This is a genomic window from Streptomyces sp. NPDC093252 (assembly GCF_040683675.1).
Taxonomy (GTDB): Bacteria; Actinomycetota; Actinomycetes; order Streptomycetales; family Streptomycetaceae; genus Streptomyces.
Genome location: NZ_JBFBEM010000007.1, coordinates 177,337 through 191,890 on the forward strand (window position 1 = coordinate 177,337; position 14,554 = coordinate 191,890).

General features: G+C 72.5%; 12 protein-coding genes and 1 pseudogene. 7 read left to right on the forward strand and 6 right to left on the reverse strand.

What is annotated here, in order from left to right:
- Positions 1-377 precede the first annotated feature (377 nt).
- Together AB0O01_RS16650 and AB0O01_RS16655 are read right to left on the reverse strand one after the other, a co-directional pair.
- Positions 378-1,814: pseudogene (locus AB0O01_RS16650) on the reverse strand (HAMP domain-containing sensor histidine kinase); the annotation flags it as partial.
- Complete coding sequence (locus tag AB0O01_RS16655; protein ID WP_365314021.1) at positions 1,811-2,503, reverse strand: response regulator transcription factor; 693 nt, start codon at positions 2,501-2,503, stop codon at positions 1,811-1,813. The pseudogene AB0O01_RS16650 and the gene AB0O01_RS16655, both read right to left, overlap by 4 nt.
- A gap of 151 nt (positions 2,504-2,654) precedes the next feature.
- On the opposite strand from AB0O01_RS16655, the gene AB0O01_RS16660 reads away from it, so the two are divergent.
- The 6 genes from AB0O01_RS16660 (at position 2,655) to AB0O01_RS16685 (ending at position 8,312) form a co-directional block, all read left to right on the forward strand.
- A complete protein-coding gene (locus AB0O01_RS16660) occupies positions 2,655-3,992 on the forward strand; it encodes a ferredoxin reductase family protein (RefSeq protein WP_365314023.1) in 1,338 nt (445 codons plus the stop codon).
- Positions 3,993-4,085: 93 nt separating this feature from the next.
- Complete coding sequence (locus tag AB0O01_RS16665) at positions 4,086-4,832, forward strand: FMN-binding protein (RefSeq protein WP_365314025.1); 747 nt, start codon at positions 4,086-4,088, stop codon at positions 4,830-4,832.
- Position 4,833: 1 nt separating this feature from the next.
- Positions 4,834-5,556 (forward strand): FAD:protein FMN transferase, encoded by a 723-nt coding sequence (locus AB0O01_RS16670; RefSeq protein WP_365314027.1) that lies wholly within the window; start codon positions 4,834-4,836, stop codon positions 5,554-5,556.
- A 232-nt stretch (positions 5,557-5,788) separates the two neighbouring features.
- On the forward strand, positions 5,789-6,940 hold the full coding sequence (locus AB0O01_RS16675; RefSeq protein WP_365314029.1) for an ABC transporter ATP-binding protein: 1,152 nt from the start codon (positions 5,789-5,791) through the stop codon (positions 6,938-6,940).
- A complete protein-coding gene (locus AB0O01_RS16680) occupies positions 6,937-7,641 on the forward strand; it encodes an ABC transporter permease subunit (protein ID WP_365314031.1) in 705 nt (234 codons plus the stop codon). The genes AB0O01_RS16675 and AB0O01_RS16680 overlap by 4 nt, the downstream gene beginning before the upstream one ends.
- Complete coding sequence (locus AB0O01_RS16685; RefSeq protein ID WP_365314033.1) at positions 7,638-8,312, forward strand: ABC transporter permease; 675 nt, start codon at positions 7,638-7,640, stop codon at positions 8,310-8,312. The genes AB0O01_RS16680 and AB0O01_RS16685 overlap by 4 nt, the downstream gene beginning before the upstream one ends.
- A 154-nt stretch (positions 8,313-8,466) precedes the next feature.
- Here AB0O01_RS16685 and AB0O01_RS16690 read toward each other — a convergent pair whose 3' ends face one another.
- The 4 genes from AB0O01_RS16690 to AB0O01_RS16705 all read right to left on the reverse strand — a co-directional run bounded on the left by AB0O01_RS16690 (position 8,467) and on the right by AB0O01_RS16705 (position 12,532).
- Positions 8,467-9,066, reverse strand: coding sequence for an ATP/GTP-binding protein (locus tag AB0O01_RS16690; RefSeq protein WP_365314035.1), 600 nt, complete (start codon positions 9,064-9,066; stop codon positions 8,467-8,469).
- Positions 9,053-9,475 carry a DUF742 domain-containing protein gene (locus AB0O01_RS16695; protein ID WP_365314037.1) on the reverse strand — a complete coding sequence of 141 codons (423 nt, stop codon included), beginning with the start codon at positions 9,473-9,475 and terminating at the stop codon, positions 9,053-9,055. The genes AB0O01_RS16690 and AB0O01_RS16695 overlap by 14 nt, the downstream gene beginning before the upstream one ends.
- Before the next feature lie 64 nt (positions 9,476-9,539).
- Complete coding sequence (locus AB0O01_RS16700) at positions 9,540-10,016, reverse strand: roadblock/LC7 domain-containing protein (RefSeq protein WP_365314039.1); 477 nt, start codon at positions 10,014-10,016, stop codon at positions 9,540-9,542.
- Positions 10,013-12,532, reverse strand: coding sequence for an ATP-binding protein (locus tag AB0O01_RS16705; RefSeq protein WP_365314041.1), 2,520 nt, complete (start codon positions 12,530-12,532; stop codon positions 10,013-10,015). Before AB0O01_RS16705 ends, AB0O01_RS16700 begins: the two co-directional genes overlap by 4 nt.
- Before the next feature lie 712 nt (positions 12,533-13,244).
- Between AB0O01_RS16705 and AB0O01_RS16710 the strand changes: the two genes are divergently transcribed.
- A complete protein-coding gene (locus tag AB0O01_RS16710) occupies positions 13,245-14,201 on the forward strand; it encodes an ABC transporter substrate-binding protein (protein ID WP_365314411.1) in 957 nt (318 codons plus the stop codon).
- Positions 14,202-14,554 lie beyond the last annotated feature (353 nt).

A 14,554-nucleotide genomic window follows, 5' to 3' on the forward strand; every position in this document is an offset into this window, starting at 1 on the left:
ACCGGCCTGCCCGGGCCACCCGGCGCGCCCGCAACGCCGGGACCGCCCGGCGCTCCCGCAGCGCCCGGCGTAGCCGGCACCCCCTGAACCCCCGGCGTATCCGGCACCCCTGGCGCCCCGTGCACCCCCCGAGTGCCCTCCGCACCCCGCGCTCCTTGAACCCCGGGCGCCTGTTGAACCCCCTGCGCTCCCTGAACCCCGGGCGTCTGTTGAACCCCCCGCGCTCCTTGAACCCCGGGTGCCCCTTGACGTCCCGGCGCTCCCTGAACCCCGGGTGCCCCTTGAGCCCCCGGCGCCCCCGGTGCCCTCTGCGCCCCCTGCGCCTCCTGAACCCCACCTCCCCCTTGCCCCCCCGGCACCCCCGCCGCAACCCCCCGCAACGGCAGCCGCACCGTGAACGCCGTCTCTCCGGGGGCGCTCGTCAGGTCGATCGTGCCGCCGTGGGCGCGGACCAAGGCGCCCGCGACCGAGAGGCCGAGCCCGCTGCCGCCGCGGTCGCGGGTGCGGGCCTTGTCGACGCGGTAGAAGCGGTCGAAGACCCGTTCCCGGTCGGCGGCCGGGATCCCCGGGCCGCTGTCGGTGACGGTCACCAGGGCCTCGCCGGGCGTCACCCGTACCGCTATCGCCACCCGGGTTCCCGCCGGGGTGTGGACGGCCGCGTTGGCGAGGAGGTTGTCCAGGACCTGGCGCAGCCGCTGGGCGTCCACCGGCAGGCAGACCGGGTCCGGGCCGGTCGTCACGGTGAGCGGATGATCCGGGCGGGTCGCCTCGAACGCGTCCGCCGCCTGCCGCACCAGCTCCACCAGATCCGTCGGCGCCAGCCGCACCGGCGCCTGGACCTCCGCCGCGTCCAGCCGGGCCAGCATCAGCAGATCGTCCAGCAGGACCCCCATCCGGGCGGCCTCGGCGCGCAGCCGGGAGAGATGCTTGTCGCGTTCCTCGGGGGCGTTGGCCGGGGCGTACTGGAAGAGGTCGGCGTACCCGCGGACCGACATCAGGGGGGTGCGCAGTTCGTGCGAGGCGTCCGCGACGAAGCGGCGCAGCCGCTGCTCGGCCTCCGCGCGGACCGCCAGCGAGTCGTCGATGTGCTCCAGCATCGTGTTGAACGCGGTGCGCAGCTCCTCCACCTCCGGGCCGCCGCCCCGCCGGTCCGCGCGCAGCGGCAGCCGGGCCGCCGACTCGGTCAGATCGTGCGAGGTGATGCCGTGCGCGGTGGACGCCATGTCGCTCAGCGGCTTCAGCCCGCGCCGCAGCATCCGCCGCCCGAACACCACCAGCGCCAGCAGCGCCACCGCGAACGCGATCACCTGGACCGTGATCAGCCGGGTGACGGTGTTCTCGATGCCGTCCCGGGGCGCCGCCGTCACCAGCACCACACCCGGCTCCACCTCGCAGGCCCGCAGCCGGTAGCTGCCCTTGCCGTCGATGGAGCGGGTGGCGTAGAGGTCCTCGACGCCGTCCTCGGTGAAGCGCGCGGCCAGGGCGGCGAAGGCGCTGCTGTCGGTCGGGAGGGCGGACGGCGAGCGCGCCTCCGGCCGCCCGCCGGAGACGTCGTACACCGCCTGGTACCAGCCGATGTACGTCTCGCGCTGGACCGCGCCGTGCTTGATGGCGTCCTCCGCCTGCACCACCTGCGCCGACTCCATCTGACCGGAGAGCTGGGTCTCCAGATAGTCGTGCATGTAGGTGGTCAGGACCGTGCCGACCACGGCGAAGACCACCAGCGACAGCGCGCCCAGGCCCAGCGCCAGCCGGGTGCCCAGGCGCAGCCGGTCGTACACCTGCCGCAGCCGGCCGCCCGGGGCGGGGCTCACTCGGCGGCCTGCTTGATGACGTATCCGAAGCCGCGGACGGTGTGGATCAGCGGGTCGCCGCTGTCGTCGTCCAGTTTGCGGCGCAGCCTGCTGACCACCAGTTCCACCACGTTCGACCGCCCTCCGAAGCCGTACTCCCAGACATGGTCCAGGATCTGCGCCTTGGTGAGAACCGTGGGGGAGCGGCGCATCAGATAGCGCAGCACCTCGTACTCGGTGGGGGTGAGCGTGAGCTGCCGGTTGCCGCGGCGCACCTCACGGGTGTCCTCGTCCATGGTGAGATCGCCGACCCGCAGCACCGAGCGCTGGAAGCCGGGGCCCGCGCTGCGCCGCAGCACCGTCCGCAGCCGGGCCATCAGCTCCTCCACCGCGAACGGTTTGACCAGGTAGTCGTCCCCGCCCCGGGTCAGCCCCGCGACCCGGTCGGCGACCCCGTCCCGGGCGGTGAGGAACACCACCGGCACCATCGTCCCGGAGCGGCGCAGCCGGTCCAGCACCCCGAAGCCGTCCACATCCGGCAGCATCAGATCCAGCACCACGATGTCCGGCTGGAACTCACCGGCCAGCCGCAGCGCGTCCTCGCCGGAATTGGCCGTCATCGCGTCCCAGCCCTCGTAGCGCGCCACGGTCGCCACCAGGTCAGCGATCGGCGGGTCGTCGTCCACGACCAGCACTCGAACTTTGTCCACCCGTCCATACTGCGGCAACCGGCCGTCCGCGCCAGACCCCGGTGATGATCCGGCGGCGATCGATAATCACTTGAAAGTGGTCCGACAGGGGATCGACAGCTCCCGCCCGGCAAGCTCGGGATACCGAGTCCCGATCAAGGAGTTGCCCTCCGTGACGACCGTCGCATCCCATCGCGCCCCCACCTCGGGTGTACGGCCGAAAGTCGTGGCCCGCACCGGCCTGTACGCCGCCCTCGCCGCCAACGCGGCGATCGTGGCGTACTTCTTCGTCCAGGGCGGGTTCGCCTCCAACGCGCTGATCGTGCTGGGCCGCCTCACCGGCCTGTACGGCGCCCTGCTCATGGCGTTCCAACTGCTGCTGGTGGCCCGGCTGCCCTGGCTGGACCGCCGCATCGGCATGGACCGGCTGACCTCCTGGCACCGCTGGACCGGCTTCGCCCTGCTGTGGCTGCTGCTCGGCCATGTCGTCTTCATCGTGCTCGGCTACGCCCAGCCGGCCGGTCTGGACCCGGTCAACCAGCTCGTCGACCTCGCCGAGACCGTCGAGGGCGTCCTGCGGGCCATCGTCGCGCTCGCCCTGATCATCCTGGTCGGCGCGGTCTCCGCCCGCTGGGCCCGGCGCCGCCTCGCCTACGAGACCTGGCACTTCATCCACCTCTACACCTATCTCGCGGTGGTCCTCGCCTTCACCCACCAGGTCGCCGCCGGCACCTCGTTCGCCTCCTCCTCCCTGGCCACCGCCTACTGGTACCTGGTCTGGGGCGGCGCGCTCGGCGCGGTCGTCGTCGGCCGGGCGGTGCTGCCGCTGTGGCGCAACTGGCGGCACAAGCTCGTCGTCACCGCCGTCGTCCCCGAGTCGGACAATGTCGTCTCCGTCTACATGACCGGCCGCGACCTCGACCGGCTGCCCGCCCGCGCCGGACAGTTCTTCCTGTGGCGGTTCCTCACCCGCGACCGCTGGTGGCAGGCCAACCCCTTCTCCCTGTCCGCCGCCCCCGACGGCCGCACCCTGCGTCTCACCGCCAAGGCCGCCGGGGAGGGCAGCGCCTCGCTGCGCCACCTCAAGCCCGGCACCCGCGTCTTCGCCGAGGGCCCCTACGGCGCCTTCACCGCCCTGCACCGCACCCGCCCGGACTCGGTCCTGATCGCGGGCGGCGTCGGTGTCACCCCGATCCGCGCCCTGCTGGAGGAACTGCCCGGCCACGCCGTCGTCCTCTACCGGGTCGCCAGCGACAAGGACGCCGTCCTCTACGACGAGCTGCGCGGCCTGGCCCTGGACCGGGGCGCCGAACTGCACCTCGTCACCGGCCCGATCACGCCCGACCCGCTGGCCCCGGAGTCCCTGGCCCGGCTCGTCCCGGACATCGCCGGTCGCGATGTGTTCGTCTGCGGCCCGCCCGGGATGACCACCGCCGTCATCGGCAATCTGAAGACCCTGGGCGTCCCGAAGGAGCAGGTCCACTTCGAGCGGTTCAGCCTGGCCGGCTGAGCCGGGACACCCGACCCGGGACACCCGACCCGGGACACTCGGCCCGAGACGGCCGCCCCACCGACCGCGCCGACGACAAGGAAACGATCGACCGTGAAGCGAGTACTGCCCGTCCTGGCCCTCACCGTGGCCGGACTGATACCGGTGTGGCGCTACGCCCCCTCCCACGACACCGGCACGACCGTCGAGGCCGCCCCGGCACCCGCCCCCTCCTCGACCGCGGCCGGCGGCAGCACCGTGTTCACCGGGCCGACCGTCGACACCGAGAAGGGCCCGGTCCAGGTCGAGGTCACCTTCGACGGGGACCGCATCAGCGCCGTGCGGATGCTCCAGCAGCCCGACCACCCGCAGACCGAGGCGGCCGTACCGACGCTGATCGAGGAGACGCTGTCGGCGCAGAGTTCCGACATCGACACCGTCTCCGGCGCGACCCTCACCAGCGACGCCTACCGCGAGTCCCTCCAGGCCGTACTGGACGAGCAGGCCGCGGCCGGGGCCGACGCGCCCGCCGCCGACGCGCCCGCGGGTGACTCCTCCGGTGAACCGGCGGACGAGCCCGCCGCCGAGCCCGAGCCCGTCAGCGAGACCCTCGCCGGGCCGACCGTGAACACCGAGAAGGGCCCGGTCCAGGTCGAGGTCACCTTCGACGGCGACACCATCGGCGCCGTGCGGATGCTCCAGCAGCCCAACCACCCGCAGACCATCGCCGCCGTGCCCCAGCTCATCGAGGACACCCTCGACGCGCAGAGCGCCGACATCGACACCGTCTCCGGCGCCACCCTCACCAGCGACGCCTACAAGCAGTCCCTCCAGGCCGTGCTCGACGCGAAGGGCGTCTGACATGCACCGCGTCGAACAGGTGATGGGGTTCCCGGTCTCGCTGCGGATCGACGACGAGAGCGTGCCGGACGGCCTCGGCGACGCGGTGTTCGGGTGGCTGCACGAGGTCGACCGGCGGTTCAGCCCGTTCCGCCCCGACAGCGAGGTCTCCCGGCTCGACCGTGGCGAGATCGCGCCGGACGACATCAGCGCCGACCTCGTCGAGGTGCTGTTCCTGTCCGAGCGGTACCGGGCCGAGACCGGCGGCGCGTTCGACGTACGGCTGCCGGGGCGGGGGCTCGACCCCTGTGCGGTGGTGAAGGGCTGGTCCGTGCAGCGGGCGGCGGGGCTGCTGCGCGCGGCCGGGGTGCGCAGGTTCTGTCTGAACGCCGGGGGCGATGTGATCGCCGCCGGGGGACCGTGGCGGGTGGGGGTGCGGCACCCCGAGATCGCGGACCGGGTGTGCGTGGTGCTGGAGATCGAGGAGGGCGCGGTGGCCACCTCGGCCCGCTACGAGCGCGGCGACCACATCCTCGACGGCCGGACCGGGCGGCCCGCGACCGGGCTGCTGAGCCTGACCGTGGTGGCGCCCACCCTGACCGAGGCGGACGTCACGGCCACCGCCGCGTTCGCGCTGGGCGCCGACGGCATCGCCTGGGCCGCCGGACGCGCGGGCTGCGAGGTGTTCGCGGTGGACGGGGAGCGCCGGGTGCGCCGGAGCGCGGGGCTGCCGGTCGCGGCGTGAGTCCGCGCACGGGGCGAGGGCCGGTTCCTGACATGAGTCCCCGTACGGGCCGGGTCGCGGTGTGACAGTGCCCGCCGATCGGGAATCCGACCATTACGGTCGGGAAACGGTGTGCGTACGCCAAGTTTCCGCAACACTACCGGTCTAGACTCGGTCCGCGACCGGCCGAGACCGCGCACAACGGTGTGTGAAAGCGCTCAGCACCTGCCAACCCCGAAGGGTATCCGGCACCTTGATACGGATAGATTCAGTCACCAAGCGCTACCCGGACGGCACCACCGCGGTCGACAGGCTCTCCCTGGACATACCGGACCGCTCGATCACCGTCCTCGTCGGACCCTCGGGCTGTGGCAAGACCACCACCCTGCGCATGATCAACCGGATGGTCGAGCCCAGCGAGGGCACCATCCTCATCGACGGCGTCGACGTCACCCAGCAGCCGGTCAACACCCTGCGCCGCTCCATGGGATACGTCATCCAGAACGCGGGCCTCTTCCCGCACCGCACCATCGTCGACAACATCGCCACCGTGCCCCGCCTCCTCGGCTGGAGCAAGGAGAAGGCCCGCTCCCGGGCCCGCGAACTGATGGAGCGCGTCGGCCTCGACGCCGCCCTCGCCCAGCGCTTCCCCTACCAGCTCTCCGGCGGCCAGCAGCAGCGCGTCGGCGTGGCCCGCGCCCTCGCCTCCGACCCGCCCGTCCTGCTGATGGACGAGCCGTTCTCCGCCGTCGACCCCATCGTCCGCAAGGGCCTCCAGGACGAACTGCTGCGCCTCCAGGCCGAGCTGGGCAAGACCATCGTCTTCGTCACCCATGACATCGACGAGGCCGTCAAGATCGGCACCATGGTCGCCGTGCTGCGCACCGGGGGCCGGCTCGCCCAGTTCGCGCCGCCCGCCGAGCTGCTCTCCCACCCGGCCGACGACTTCGTGGAGGACTTCCTCGGCGCCGACCGGGGCGTCCGCCGTCTCTCCTTCTTCCCGTCCGCCGGGCTCCCGCTGCTCACCACGCCGATCGTCGCCGTCGACGCCACCGCCGAGCAGCTCGCCGCCCGCCGGGCCGAGGACGTGCCCTACCTCCTGGTCACCGACGCCGACCGCCGCCCCCTCGGCTGGGGCGTCCGGGACGAACTCACCGCCGGTGACATCCGCCCCGAACGCCTGCTGCCCGTCGGCCATCCCTTCCACCCGGACGGCGACTCCCTGCGGGCCGCCCTGGACGCCGCCGTGCTCTCGCCCACCGGCTGGGCCGTCGCCGTGGACGCCGAGGGCCGGGCCACCGGGGTGGTCTCCCAGGCCACCATCGGCGACACCATCCGCGGCGAGCACGCCAAGACCACCCTGGGCGCCCAGGGCGGCCCCCGGACCGAGAAGGTCGCCCCGTGAACGGCCTGTTCGACATGCCGAGCGACCTCCAGAACACCTACTGGGGCCTGCTCGGCCTGCATCTGCGCAACGCGCTCGTCCCGGTGCTGATCGGCCTGCTGGTCGCGCTGCCCGTCGCCCAGCTCTGCGTCCGGCTGCGCTGGCTGTACCCGCCGGTCCTGTGGGTGACGACGGTCCTCTACGCCATCCCCTCGCTCGCCTTCTTCGTCGTCCTCATCGACTACACCGGGCTCAGCGAGACCACCGTGATGATCCCGCTGGCCGTCTACAGCCTGGTGGTGTTCGTCCCGGCGATCGTCGACGGGGTGCGCTCGGTGCCGCGCGAGACCCTGGACGCCGCCACCGCCATGGGCATCGGCCCGGTCCGCCGCTATCTCCAGGTGCAGTTGCCGATCGCCGCGCCCGCCATCATCGCCGGACTGCGGATCGCGTCCGTCTCCAGCATCTCCCTGGTCAGCGTCGGCATGCTGATCGGCAACCAGGGCGCGCTGGGCAACCTCCTCAACAGCGGCATGATCTACAACCAGCCCCGGCTGATCTGGCTGTCCGTCCTCGGCACCGCCGTGCTCGCCGTCGCGGTGGACGCCCTGCTGATCGGGCTGCGGCTGCTGGTCACCCCCTGGATGCCCCGCGGCTCACGCCCGGCCGGCGGCGGCTCCTCCTCCCGTACCGGCGCCGCCCTGGAGAAGTCCACGCCATGAACATCCTGAGCTTCATCGACGCCTTCTTCAGCGACAGCGCCCAGTGGAAGGGCTACGACGGCATCCCCACCCGGCTCGCCGAGCACCTCCGGTACACCCTGCTCGCCCTCGGCATCGCCGCCGCCGTGGGCCTGCCGGTCGGCCTGATCACCGGGCACACCGGCCGGGGCGGCAACACCCTGGCCCTGATCGCGACGGCCGCCCGCGCACTGCCCAGCTTCGGCCTGATGGTCCTGATGTTCGTCCTCCTCGGTCTGGGCCTGGCCCCCGTGATGATCCCCCTGGTGGTGCTGGCGATCCCGCCGATCCTGGTCACCACCTACGAGGCCGTCCGCTCCGTCGACCCGGCCCCCGTGGACGCGGCCCGGGGCATGGGCATGGCCGAACCCGCGATCCTCTTCCGGGTGGAGATCCCGGTCGCCCTCCCGCTGATCCTCAGCGGCCTGCGCTCGGCGGCCATCCAGATCGTCTCCACGGCCACCATCGCCGCGTACGTCAGCTTCGGCGGCCTCGGCCGCTACATCGTGGACGGCCTCTACCAGCGCGACTACGAGAAGGTGGTGGGCGGCGCGACCCTGGTGGCGGTGCTGGCCCTGGTGACGCTGGGGGTGTTCTGGCTCGCGGCCCGGGTGACGGTGTCCCGGGGGGTGCGGAGGCAGAGCGCTACGTAGAGAGGTCTTTGGGGCTCCGGGGCTCCGGGGCTCCGGGGCTCCGGGGCTCTGGGGCTCTGGGGCTCCGGGGCTCTGGGGCTCTGGGGCTCCGGGGCTCCGGGGGAGGAACTGCGCGACCAGTCCGCCCCCACCGACCCGCGCCCCAGCCCGCCCCCTACCCTTCGGCCCGCTCCAGAGCCAACTCCAGCACCACCAGCAACGCGTCCCGCACAGACCCCCGCTCCCGGGCGTCGAACACCACCACGGGAACCCGCTCGGCGACATCCAGCGCCCACCGCACCTCGTCCATGGCGTGCTCCACCGACCCGTCGAATGCGTTCACCGCGACCGCGAACGGAATCCGCCGGTGCTCGAAGTAGTCCACCGCGGCATAGCAGTCGTCCAGCCGCCGGGTGTCCACGATCACCAGCGCGCCGACCGCGCCCTCCACGATGTCGTCCCACATGAACCCGAACCGCTCCTGGCCGGGCGTCCCGAACAGATACAGCTTGAGCGTCGGGTCGATGGTGATGCACCCGAAGTCCATGGCGACGGTGGTGGTGGTCTTGCGCGGGGTGTGGCTCAGATCGTCCACGCCCGCCGCGACCTCGGTGATCGCGGCCTCGGTGGTGAGCGGCTCGATCTCGGAGATCGCGCCGACGGTGGTGGTCTTGCCCACCCCGAACCCGCCCGCGATCACCAGTTTGACCGGCAGCGGCGGGCGCACGGTCGGCTGCCCGGCCGAGCCGACGGCGAGACGGTCAGTCGGTGTCACGGAGTACCCCTCGGGAGTCGGGAATGGCCCGCAGGCCGTCGATGACCCTGCGCAGCACGGATGCGTCATGGGTGGCGGCGGCGTCGGGCACGTGCACCGCCAGCATCGCGTCGGCCCGCAGATCCTCGGCGAGGACCCGGACCACGTTCAGATGCAGCGTGAGCCGGGACGCCAGCTCGGCGATCGACTGCGGCACCGCGCACGCGGCGACGATGTCGTGGTTCTCGAAGGAGAGCCGGCCGAGCGCGGCGAGCCCCTGCGCGGTGGCGATCACCTGGGTCTCCACGGGCATCGTCCGGCCGGTGGCCGTACCCGCCACCCGGCCCGCGGTGACCAGGAACGGCCGTACCGCGGCGACCGGTTCCACCGGGTCCGGACCCGGCGCACCGGAGCTGCGGCCGTCCGCCATGACTGGTCTCTTCCTCTTCTAGCGCGCACACGTGTGCGAACGGTGATCGCCGCTGGACGGCCGGTCAGCCGGCCGAGGTGGCGCCGACCGTGTTCTTCAGCTCCAGCACCAGTTGCGGACTGAGCGCGGCACCGGCCCGGTTGGCGAACAGGGTCATCTCGTAGGCGATGTTGCCGAGCTTGGCCTCCTTGTCGGCGACCACGCCGAGGACGGCTCCGTTGCCGATCGCGGAGACCAGCACATGGCCGCCCTCCAGATCGATGATGACCTTGTTCAGCGCGCCCAGGCCGTAGTTGCCGGAGGCACCGGCGGCCAGGCTGGTCAGCCCGGAGACGATCGCCGCGAGCCGCTCCGAGTGGGCGCGTTCGCGCAGTTGGGCCACGGCGATCAGCAGCCCGTCGGAGGAGACGGCGATGGCGTCCACGACACCCGCCGTCTCCGTCGCGAAGCGGTTGAGCAGCCAGGTGAAGTCGGCGGCTGCGGCCCGCAGTTCGTCCGGTGTGGCGCCCCGCGCCGGAGTGCCACCTGTCGACGTACTCACTGCTCCGCTCCTTCCGGGAGGTCCTTCTCGTGCCGGGTGATGGGTGGGGTGGGTGTGGGGGGAGTCGGGGGTGTGGGGGGAGCGGGGGACGTGTGGGGAGTGGCAGTAGCCGGGTCGTCCGGGCCGGGGCCGGGGTCGGGGTCGGTGGGGCCGTTGGGGCCTGTGAGGCCGTCCCGGTGGGCGCCGTTCGCGCTGTCCCGGTGGGCCCGCTCGATCGCCGCCTCGAACTCGTCCAGCGCGTCGCGTACGGCGTCGGCGTCGGCGGGGGCGGTGGTCGCGGGGCGGTGGACGGTGTCGGCGGCGGTGGTGCGCAGGGTCGCGCCCCGCACCCGGCGCCGCAGCGGGCGGGCGGCGGCCTCGCCCCGGGCGGGGGCGGACGGCGCCTCGGCGGCCCGGGCCTTCGGGATCAGCGCGGTGGTGGCCCGGTCGTCGTCGGCGGGGTCGCGGCGGGGTAGCCGGCGGGGCAGCGGCGCCTCGTCATCGGGCCCGGCGGGCAGCGCGGCGGCGGGCCGCGGACCGGAGCCGGCGCGGGTGACCGGCCGGTCCGCCGCACCGTTGCTCATCGTCGGGACCTGCGGGCCCCCGCCGCCCACCGCGCTCATCGTCAGCAGCAGGGAGGCAGGGATGTCGATCCCGGCGGTGACGCCGCCGCCCCGGGTGTGGTCCAGGGTGATGCCGATCTCCCAGCGCCGGGCGAGCGTACCGACCACGAACAGCCCGAGCACCTTCGTCGGGACCAGGTCCAGGCGTTCGCGGCGCACCAGCCGGGCGTTCTCCTCGGCGAGCCGCTCGGCGCTCATCCCGAGACCGTGGTCGGCGACGGTGATGAGGGCGCCGCCCGCCTCGCCGGTGCCGACGGTGACCTCGACGGGGCTGCCGACCGGCGAGAACGCCACCGCGTTCTCCAGCAGCTCGGCCACCATCAGGGTCAGGTCGCCGATGATGTCGGGCTCGACCATCACCTCGGTACCGGCGTGCAGTTCGACCCGCTGATAGCCCTCGATCTGGCCGAGCGCGGCCCGGACGACATTGGTGAGCGCGGTCGGCCCGGCGGCGAGGACCGTCTCGCGCAGCCCGGCCAGCAGCATCAGGCTGTCGGCGTTGCGGCGCAGCCGGACCGCGATGTGGTCGATGCGGTAGAGGCGCTCCAGCAGCTCCGGGTCGGTCTCGCCGCGCTCGACGGCGTCGATCAGCGCGAGCTGGCGGGTGGTGAGGTTGCTGACCCGGCGGCCGACGTTGCCGAACATCTCGGCGACATTGCGGCGGCTGAGCACCTGGCGCTCCAGCAGGGCGACGGCGGTGGTCTGCACCTGGTTGAAGGCGTCGGCCAGCTCGCCGATCTCGTCGCGGGCGGTGACCGGCATGTCCCGCAGCAGCGGCGGCCCCTCGTCCTCGGTGTCGTCGTCGGCGACCCGGGCCAGCTCGCGCGCGGCGGCGTCGGCGACCTCCTGCGCGGCGCCGGTCAGCTCCAGCACCGGGCGCACCACCGAGCGGCGCACCGCCACCGACAGACCGAGCCACAGCCCGTAGCCGAGCACCGCGGCGCTCAGCAGCCAGGCCGCGTTCCGCCATGCCTCGTTGGAGGTGGCCTCGGCGCGGTCGGCGATCTGCTCGATGAGGGACTCGGTGATCTCCAGCCGCACCTCGGCCTGTTCCCGGTAGGTGGGGAAGGCGGCGAGGGCCTCGGCGAGCGTCTCCCGGGTCTCCTCCGGCGTCTCGAACTGGATGCCGCCGAGGGCGATCTTCTGCTCCGCGTAGTCCCGCTCGATGGCGGCCTGCGGGACGCTGAGCACGATCCCGGACAGCTCCTCCACCTGCTCCTCGGTGGCGAACCGGCCGAAACGTTCTGCCTGATGGACGTACAGCTCCTGGGCCCCGGCCGCGTTGATGAACTCGACCTGGGTGTTCGGGTCGCCCGTGCTCGCCGACAGCACGGAGGTCTCGAAGACGGCGTGGGCCGCGTCGGCGCGCAGCAGCGAGTCCAGCAGGTCGCCGACGAAGGTGGCCGCGAGGACGGGGTTGCGGTCCAGCGCGAGCCCGTCGATCAGGGCCTGGGCGACCTTGGTGTACGAGAGGTCGATGTTGTCGGCGGGCAGATAGCCCCGCTCGATGGTGTCCCGCAGCGCGACGAGGCTGTCGATCTCTTGCAGGGCACGGGAGGCGGTCCCCGGCATCCGGTCACCGAAGGCGTCCCGTACCCGCACCACCTGGTCGTCCACCGAGGACTGGGCCACCCGGTAGGCGGCGACGGACTGATCGCCGCCGAGCGCCTGGAACCGTACCGAGAGCAGGATCGCCTGCTGGTGCTCGGTCTGCACCCGGTCCACCAGCTCCGCGACCTGGGTGCTGTCCCGGACGAGCCGGGCGGCCTCGGCCGCGTCCCGGGCCTGCCCGACCTGTCCGGCGATCAGATAGGAGAGCAGGAGGGCCAGCCCGGCGAGCGGGACACCGACCAGGACGTTCAGCTTCCGCCGGAAGGGCCAGCGGACGACCAGCTCCCGCAGCCGGCGCGGCACGGGCAGGGTGCGGGTCGCGCGGCGAGGGGTCGGGGGAGGAGGAGACGCGGGCGGTTCCTGGGTGTCCGGGGCGCCCGGGGATGCCGGTGCCTCCTGCGCTGCCGACGACCCCTGCGTTGCCGACGACCCGTGAGAGGCCGACGCCCCACGAGGGCTCGACGGCCCATGAGGACTCGACGACCCATGAGGGTTCGGCGCGTCGTCCCGTCCGCTCATGGACTCCGGGCCTCCGCCAGTGGCCACCGGGCCTCCTCCAGGGTGTCGCGCGCAGATTTCACATGACTGTCGCAGAACGACCGCAGACCGATTCCGACCGATTCGGGGTCGACTGACGACCGGTGGCGGCAGGACGTGGGCGCGACATGCACGCGACCCCCGTTTACCTCTGTGACGTCCGCCAACTTCGGGGAGACTACCTTCTCTTGCGGTGATCGCCCGGCGGCCAGAAGTCAAGAATCCGTTACAACCCGCTGCGGCTCGGTGGCGGGTTGTCCGCACGCCCTTCACAAATAATTACGGTTCGAAACAGCTTGGTTACTCAGGGGCACTTGACTGGGCCGGAAGTGGCTGGATTGGATCAGAAAACGCCATGCAGCACCGGCGGTTCCAACGGTTTCATGACTTCATCGCGTCGATCGGCTCCCACCGGGTCCCCGGATCCATCGAGCCCACCGACCTGGTCCACCCCATCTCCGAGCCCGGAACGGACATCGTGACTTCTACCGCGAAGAGCAGCTTGACCCGTACGAGACACCCCGGCGTGGCCGCCGCCGCGCTCGCCGTCGTGGCGGCCCTCGTCGCGGGGTGCGGCTCGTCCGACGACACCTCCGACCCGCTCGCGGGGGACCAGGCCGAGGCCGGCACGGTCGTCGTCGGCTCGAACAACTTCGCCGAGAGCACCCTGCTCGCCGACATCTACGGCGAGGCGCTCAAGGCCAAGGGCATCGAGGTCGAGTACCGGCCCAACATCGGCAGCCGGGAGACCACCTACGGGCTGCTGGAGAACGGCAGCATCACGGTGCTGCCCGAGTACAACGGCGCCCTGCTGTCCTACCTCGACGCCGAGGCCGAGCAGGAGTCGGCGGACGCGGTCAACGAGGCCGTCAAGGCCAAGCTCAACAGCGAGCTGACGCTGCTGGAGTCCTCCCCGGCCGAGAACAAGGACTCGGTGTCGGTCAACGCCGAGACGGCCGAGGAGCATGGCCTCACCGCGGAGTCGACCCTCGACGACCTCAAGGACATCGCGCCCGAGATGGTCATCGGCGGCTCCCCCGAGTTCCAGACCCGCCAGCAGGGCCTGCCCGGTCTTGAGGAGGAGTACGGCCTGACGTTCAAGTCCTTCAAGGCGCTGGACGCCGGCGGCCCGCTCACCCAGGCGGCGCTGGCCGACAACACCGTGCAGGCGGCGGACATCTTCACCACGGACCCGACCATCAAGAAGGAGGGGTTCGTGGTCCTCAAGGACCCCAAGAACCTCTTCGGGTTCGCCAATGTGACCCCGCTGGTCCACAAGTCCGGGCTGTCCCAGGAGGGCGTGGACGCCCTCAACGCGGTCTCCGCGAAGCTGGACACCGCGACCCTGCTCGAACTGGACGCCCAGGTGCAGTTGGAGAGCAAGGACCCGCTGGACGTGGCCCAGGAGTGGCTGAAGACGGCGGGGCTGAGCTGACCGGTTGTCCCACGGTAGTCCCACGGGGTGGGTGAGCCGACCGGCCGCCACCGGGCGGTTGTCCCACCCACCCCGTCGGCCGCCGACGACCGGGCCGTCCCACCCACCCCGTCGGTCGCTGACGACCGGGTCGCCCCACCTGCCCCGTCGGCCGCCGACGGCCGGGTCGTCCCACTCACCCTGTCGGCCGGCGCCGAGCAGTCGTCCCACCTACCCCGTCGGTCGCCGTCGAGCGGTCGGCTCGTCCACCCCGTTGTTCGCCGCCGGGCGGGAGCGGCGCGGCGCGGCGGGAGCCACACCGCGGCCCGGGAACGCCCGGGTTCGCCCTCGATTCACGCGATGGTGTGATCATC